At 77.2% G+C, this 6811-nt stretch carries 4 protein-coding genes; 1 reads left to right on the plus strand and 3 read right to left on the minus strand.

Going from position 1 to position 6811, the window contains the following annotated elements; genetic code table 11:
• The coding region (locus KIK08_RS35995) for a sensor domain-containing diguanylate cyclase (protein WP_214407793.1) at positions 1-2861 on the plus strand (2861 nt) is incomplete at its 5' end.
• An 83-nt stretch (positions 2862-2944) separates the two neighbouring features.
• Here the strand turns inward: KIK08_RS35995 and KIK08_RS36000 are convergent.
• The 3 genes from KIK08_RS36000 to KIK08_RS36010 all read right to left on the minus strand — a co-directional run.
• Positions 2945-5596, minus strand: coding sequence for an ATP-binding protein (locus tag KIK08_RS36000; RefSeq protein ID WP_214407794.1), 2652 nt, complete (start codon positions 5594-5596; stop codon positions 2945-2947).
• Positions 5597-5638: 42 nt separating this feature from the next.
• Complete coding sequence (locus tag KIK08_RS36005; protein WP_214407795.1) at positions 5639-6208, minus strand: GNAT family N-acetyltransferase; 570 nt, start codon at positions 6206-6208, stop codon at positions 5639-5641.
• The coding region (locus KIK08_RS36010; RefSeq protein WP_214407796.1) for an MFS transporter at positions 6205-6811 on the minus strand (607 nt) is incomplete at its 5' end. The genes KIK08_RS36005 and KIK08_RS36010, both read right to left, overlap by 4 nt.

Here is a 6811-nt window from a genome sequence, read left to right on the forward strand (position 1 = left end):
CGGGTCGGCGGGTGCCCGCCGCCCCCCAGCTGCTCGCCGCCGGGGCCCGGCCCCGGGACGCGGACGAGCGCGCGCGCCTCGTCGGCCTGTACCGCTGGGCGGCCGACGACGAGCGGCAGCGCACGGAGTTCACCGCCGCCGAGCGGTTCCTCGCCGAGGCCGCGCGGATCCTGCGGGGCGACCCGGCGGCGGTGCCCGTGCACGTCGAGGTGGAGACCGAGCGCCACCACGTCCTGTACCAGCTCGGTCGCCTCGACGCGGCCGACGAGGTCTACGCATCGCTGTCCAGGCGCGCCCGCGACGAGCTGCAACTGGCCCAGATCGCCGCCGTCCAGGTGGCCTCGCTGACCAACCGGCACATGTACGGCGCCGCCCTGGAGCTGGGGTTGGGCGTCCTGGCCCGGCTGGGCCTGCCCTACCCCGAGTCCGATTCCGCGACCCAGGTCGCGGACAGGTTGGCCGAGGTCGTGGCGTGGGCCGAAGGGCTCGACCGGGCGGGCGCCGGCGACCGCCCCGTCCTGACCGACCCGACCGCCGTCGCGCAGGCCGCGGTGATGGGGCGGCTCAGCCCGGCCGCCTTCTTCGCGGCGCCCCTGGTGTCGGCGTGGCTGGCGGCGCAGGCGATGCGGCTGTGGGAGGAGCAGGGCCCCAGCACCGATCTGATGGCGGCGCTGGGGCACGCCCCGGTCGCGTTCGTCGCGGTGCTGGACGAGTTCCACGCAGGCGAGGTCCTGTTCACCCACCTCCTGGCCACCGGTGCGGCGCACGGCTGGGAGCGGGCCGTGGCCTACACCCGGTTCCTGCACGCGGTGTCCAGCGCGCACTGGTTCGAACCGCTCGACGCCTGCGTGTCCACGGCGAAGCGGGCCCGCGACGGGCTGCTGCACGTCGGCGACCTGTCCCAGGCCTGCTGGTCCTACGTCCCGGTCGTCGTCGACACCTTCGAGACCGCACCCCGCCTCGACCAGACGCTCACCGAGCTCGCCGCCGCGCTCGCGCTCGCCGAGCGCACCGGGATCCTGCCCGTGCAGCGCTGCTTCTCGGTCATCCGCGCGTTCTGCTACGAGGCCCGGGGCGACACGGGCGCGGCGATCGACCCACCCGCGCGGGGCGCCGGTGAACCGACCGTCGAGGCGCTCGCGGAGACCAACACCGTCGTCGGCGCCTACCTGTGGCTGTTCCGGAGCATCTCCGCGGCCCTGCGCGGCGACCAGCAGCTGCTCGCGGCCAACAGCCGCGCCGCCCACCGGCGGGCGGCGCGCCTGCCCGGCATCGTGATCTCGCTGCTGGCGACCGTGCCGTTCGGGCTGTTCCTGAGCCTGCGGCTGCGCGAGGAGCCGGCGGGCGGGCCCGCGCACGCGGCGCTGCTCGCCGAGCTGGACGAGGTGCTGAGCTGGCTGCGGCGCCGGGCGCGGCACCAACCGGCCAACGTCGCCCACCTGGTCGGCTACCTGGAGGGGGAGCGCGCCTGGGCCCTCGGCGACCACGCCGCCGCCCTGGCGGCGTTCGACGCCGCGCTGTCCGCGGTGCAGCGCGTGCCGCGGCCGTGGCAGCACGCCCTGCTCGCCCGGCGCGCCGGCGAGCTGCACCGCGAGCGCGGCCTGGAGCACAGCGGCCGGCTGCACCTCGCCGAGGCGAAGCAGGCGCTGCTCGACTGGGGCGCCGACGCGATGGCGGCCGACCTCGACCGCACCTACCCGTTCCTGCGGGGACAGCCGGTCGGGCGCTCGGCGACCGCCCCCGCGGTCCTCACCGCCGACACCATCGACGCGACGGCGGTCCTGCGTGTCGCGCAGGCGCTCGCGGCGCGGACGACGATGCCCGAGCTGCACGACGCGATCGTCGAGCAGCTGCGGGCGATCACCGGGGCGACGGCGGTGCACCTCGTCCTCGGCGACGAGACCGAGGGCTGGCGGATCTGCCGGGCCGGCGCGCACGCCGCAGTCGACAGCCCCGTCGACAGCCCCGTCGACGACACCGCTCTCGACGAGGACGGTGCGACGGCGCTGCTGCCGGTCAGCGCCGTGCGGTACGTGCTGCGCACGCGCGAGCCGCTCTCCGTCGACGACGCCACCGCCGACGACCGGTTCGCCCGCGACCCCTACCTCGCCGGCAAGGACCACCTCGCGCTGCTCGTCGTCCCCGTGCTGCGCGCGGCGGAGCTGCGGGCGGTGCTCGTCCTGGAGAACCACCTCACCACCGGCGCCTTCACCACCGACCGGCTCGGCTTCGTCACCATGCTCACCGGCCAGCTCGCCGTCGCGCTCGACAACGCCCAGATCTACGCCTCCCTCGAACGGCGCATCGCCGAGCGGACCACGGCGCTGCGTTCGGCGAACGCGCAGCTGGAACTGCTCAGCACCACCGACGCCCTGACCGGGATCGCCAACCGCCGCCGCTTCGACGCGGTGCTCGCCGACGAGTGGACCCGCTCGCTCGGCACCGCACGACCCGTCGCCGTGGTCATGGTGGACGTCGACCACTTCAAGCAGTACAACGACCACCGCGGTCACATCGCCGGCGACGCGTGCCTGGTCGAGATCAGCCGGCTGCTGGCCGCCGGCCTGCGCGACAACGACCTGCTCTGCCGCTACGGCGGCGAGGAGTTCGCCGCGGTCCTGCCCCGCACCGACCTCGACGCCGCGGCGGACGTGGCCGAGCGGATGCGCAAGGCCGTCGAGGAGGCGCAGCTGCCCCACGTCGGTGGCGCGGTGGTGACGGTCAGCATCGGCGTGGCGTCGTTGCCCGCGTCGAGCGGCGGGCAGCACGGTGAGCTGCTCGCGCACGCCGACAAGGCGCTGTACGAGGCGAAGCACGCCGGACGCAACTGCGTCCGCGGCCCGGCCACGATGGGTGGATGATCGACAGTCGGGACGGCCCTCTTCCAGTGCACGACCCCGCGGAACGGCTGCCAGGTTTCGCCCGGTGGCTCGCCGAGCAGCGCTCAGCGCTGCGCCGTCGCGGCGCGGCGCAGCTCCCACGCGGTCTCCCGCTCCGGTGCGTACGAGCACCGCGTGCCGGTGCGGACGGCTGCCCGCAGGTGCCGGCCGAGGGCCGGGTGGGCATCGCCGATGCGGCGCAGGGCGGCGTGGATCCGCCAGGTCACGGCGCTGCGGGCGCGCTCGGTGGAGCCGCCGCTGCGCCGCGGCCGCCCGCCCAGGCCGGTGGCGGCGGTCAGCTGGTCGACGAGCAGGTCCAGCTCGGTGCGGGCGGCCTCGGCCCGCCCGAGGTCCGCGGCGTCCTCGGCCTCGGCGAGCACGTCCTGCAGTTCGCCGATCCGGGCCTCGTAGCTGCGCCTCGCCCGCGGGTCGAGCAGGGCGCCGGTGTCGGGTTGCTCGACCCGGGCGCCGATTAGCTCCGTGCAGTGCACCTCCGCACCCGGCCTGCCGAGCAGCGTCGCGAGGTCGTGCAGGCCCTTGGCGTCGGGCAGCCGGGCGGTGTGCCCGGCGTAGGAGATCGTCCACACCGCCCCGTCGAGGACGAACCGGTTGTCCGCCCGGTTGTCCGCCCGGTTGCCCGCGGGTGCGGGCCCGGCGATCGTCGCGAGCTCCCGGCGGGCGAGGGTGACGGCCTGGCGGACCGGCACCGTCGACGGTCCGGCGGGGGCGGGGACGTCGGTGAGCCGGTCGCGCCACTCCCACTCGTAGAGCGTCAGGGTCCGGGCGCTGCCCGCGGCCTGCCGCAGTACGGCGCTCGCCTCGCTGTGCCCGACGGCCGCGGCGAGTTCGGCGATCATGCGCAGGGTGACCTGCAGCGGCACCGCGTGCCCGATCCGGACGAACACCTCCAGCGCCGCGCCGAGCCGGTCCGCGGCGGCGGCCGTGCGGCCCTCGCGCAGGTCGATACCGGCCAGGGTCCACTGGCACGGGCCCTCGACCAGCGGGTAGCCCGCTTCGCGGGTCCGCTCGGCCAGTGCGGTCAGCGTGGCCCGGCCGCGGTCGGCGTCGTCGATCGCCAGGATGGTGGCGCAGGCCAGGGCGGCCAGGGCCTCCGGGAAGCCACCGCCGGCGGCGACGGCCCTGGTGTGCGCGTCGCCGGCCTGGCGGGCGGCCTCGTCGAGCCGGCCGAGGGCGGCCAGTGCGCTGGCCCGGAACGTGCGCATCTCGCTGGCCCAGCCCGGCTCGTCGCCCGCGTCGGCGCGCGCCACCGCCTGGTCGGCCCAGCGCAGCGCCCGGGCGGGCCGGCCGGCGAGCAGGTCGTGGAAGTACAGGGTGCGCAGGGACAGCACGGCGGCGAACGGGCCGGGATCGGCGTCGAGGGCCCGACGGGCCAACTCGGCGGCGCGGTCGGTCGACCGGACGACCATGTGCGCGAACGCGGCGACGGCCGCGAGCTGCGGCCACGCCGGCGACCGCGGGTCGGGCCAGCGGCGCAGCAGGTCCTCGCCCACCTCGATGACCGGCTCCGGACGCGCGCCGTGCACGACCACCACGGCCTGCCCGACGAGTGAGCCCGCCCGTTCCGGGGTGTCGTCGTGGGTCAGGCACCAGTGCAGGGCATCGAGGAGGTCGGTCTGCGCGGCCCGGGCGGCGGACCGGGCCGCGGGGCCCTCCGCCGGCTCCGTGCCCCACCGGGTGCCGGCCGCCCGCGCGACCAGCAGGTCCACCCAGCGGTCGTGGGCGTCGTCGAACTCACCGCGCTCGACCAGCCGGGCGCGGGCGAACGCGCGCAGCGTCTCCAGCAGCCCGTACCAGCTGCGCCCGTCCCGCTGCCGGACGGTGAGCAGCGACTGCCCGACGAGGTGGTCGAGGCGGTCGACGACGGAGAGCCGGTCGGCGTCCGGCTCCCCGGCGACCGCGCGCGCCTCGTCGGCGGTGAACCGGCCGGCGAACACGCCCAGCCGGTCGAAGAAGCGGGCGGTCGGCTCCGGCAGCCGGTCGTAGGACCAGCTGATGGCCGCCTCCAGGCTGCGGTGCCGGCGCGGGCCCCGGTTGCCCGCGCGGCTGAGCAGGTCGAGCCGGTCGTCGAGGTGGGTGAGGATCTCGCTCGGGGTGAGGCTGCGGGTGCGTGCCGCGGCCAGTTCCAGCGCCAGCGGCAGGCCGTCGAGCCGCCGGCACAGCGCGGCGACGGCGGCCGCGCCGGCGGCGTCGAGGACGGGCTCGTGGCCCGCGGCCCGGGCATGGGCCAGCAGGAGGGCGGCGGCGGGGGAGTCGGCCAGGCGGTCGGGGTCGTCCCCGGCCGGCGGCGCCAGCGGGGCCAGCGGCAGCACCCGCTCGCCGGCCAGGCCCAGCGGTTCGCGGCTGGTGGCGAGCACCGTCAGCTCGGGACGCCCGTCGAGCAGCCGGGCGGCGGTGTCGGCGGCCGCGTCGAGGACGTGCTCGCAGTTGTCGAGCACGAGCAGCAGCGCGTCGCGCCGGGGCGCGAGCAGCGCGGCGGCCAGCGACGGGAACCCCAGCGCGGCAGCGACCGCGTCGGGCACCTCCTGGGGCCTGCTCACCTCGGCCAGCTCGCTGGTCACCGACGGCGTCGGGGCCGCCGCGGCCGCCCGGGCCAGCGCCGTCTTGCCGACGCCACCCGGGCCGGTCACGGTGACGAGCCGGTGCCGGGCCAGCAGGTCGCGCAGGGCCGCGGCGTCGCTGTCCCGGCCCAGTAGCACGGGGTCAGTGTCGCGCGCCGGGCCGCCGCGGCGACAGATCGATCAGACCAGGCCGATCGGGGCACCGGGGCGGGCCGGGCCCAGGGCCATCGCCATCTCGGCGCAGTCCAGGACGACCCCGTCGGGCAGCGCGACGGCGACCCGGTCGACCTCGGCGAAACCGTAAGCGGCGTAGAGCGGCACGCCGGGCAGCGTCGCCATCAGGGTGAGCGCGGCGTATCCCCGCCGGCGGGCCGCCTGCTCGCTCGCGGCGAGCACCGCGCGGCCCAGGCCCCGGCGCGTCCGGTCGCCGCGCACGAACATCGCCCTGATCCGGGCCGGTTCGGTGGCCGGGTCCAGCAGGCGGTCGTCGTCGGCGTCCCCCTCGGTCCCGGCGTGCAGCCGCCCGCGCCGGCTCCAGCCTCCGCACGCGACGATCTCGCCGTCCGCCTCGTGCACGAAGTAGGTGCCGTCCTCGATCAGCGCGGGGTCGGGCTCGGCGAGGTAGCGGGCGGCGCTGGCCGTCTGGTCGGCCGAGTAGAACCGCGGGAACAGGGTTCGGACCGACGTCTGCATGAGCGCGGCGATCCGGGGCATGTCGGCGGTCACGGCGAGCCGTAGCGCGGTGGTCATCGGGATCCTCCTTCGGCGGGTGCGGGCACGGCGGTGGCCCGGGGGTGGGCGGATGTTCCGCGGAGAGCCGACCAGCCGACCAGTGCGGCCCCCGCCGCCACGACGATCGCCGCTTCCGGGCCCCCGGTCCACGCGGTCACCGCCGCGGCCGACGTCGGACCGACGAGCGCCGCGACGGCGGATGCGGTGTGCAGCAGCCCGAGCCGGGCCCCCAGGCCGGCCGGCCCGTGCAGCTCGACGAGCAGTTCCGGGAGCAGCGCGACGTAGGCGCCGTTGGCCGCGCCGAACACCACCGCGAACGCGACGAGCAGCAGTGGGTCGGCGCCGGCGACCAGCCACAGGACCAGCGCCACGACCATCCCGAGCGCGGCGGCCCGCAGACCGGTCCGGGCGCCGAACCGCGCGGCGGCCACACCGCACAGCAAGCGCCCGGCGACCCCGGCCACGCTCAGCGCGGACAGCAGCGCCGCGGCGAACGGCAGGCCGAGGCCGCGCGCGGCCGCGTAGGTGGGCAGGTGCGCCAGCGGCACGAACACCGCGGCGGACAGCGCGACGGCGGCCAGGTAGAGCCGGCCGAACCCGGGCGTGCGGACCGGGCCGGGC

The sequence above is a fragment of the Pseudonocardia lacus genome, assembly GCF_018531445.1.
Lineage (GTDB): Bacteria > Actinomycetota > Actinomycetes > Mycobacteriales > Pseudonocardiaceae > Pseudonocardia > Pseudonocardia lacus.

Coding starts and splice junctions, on each gene's coding strand:
- KIK08_RS36005 (WP_214407795.1), bottom strand. CDS start 6,208: ATGACCACCGCGCTACGGCTCGCCGTGACCGCCGACATGCCCCGGATC.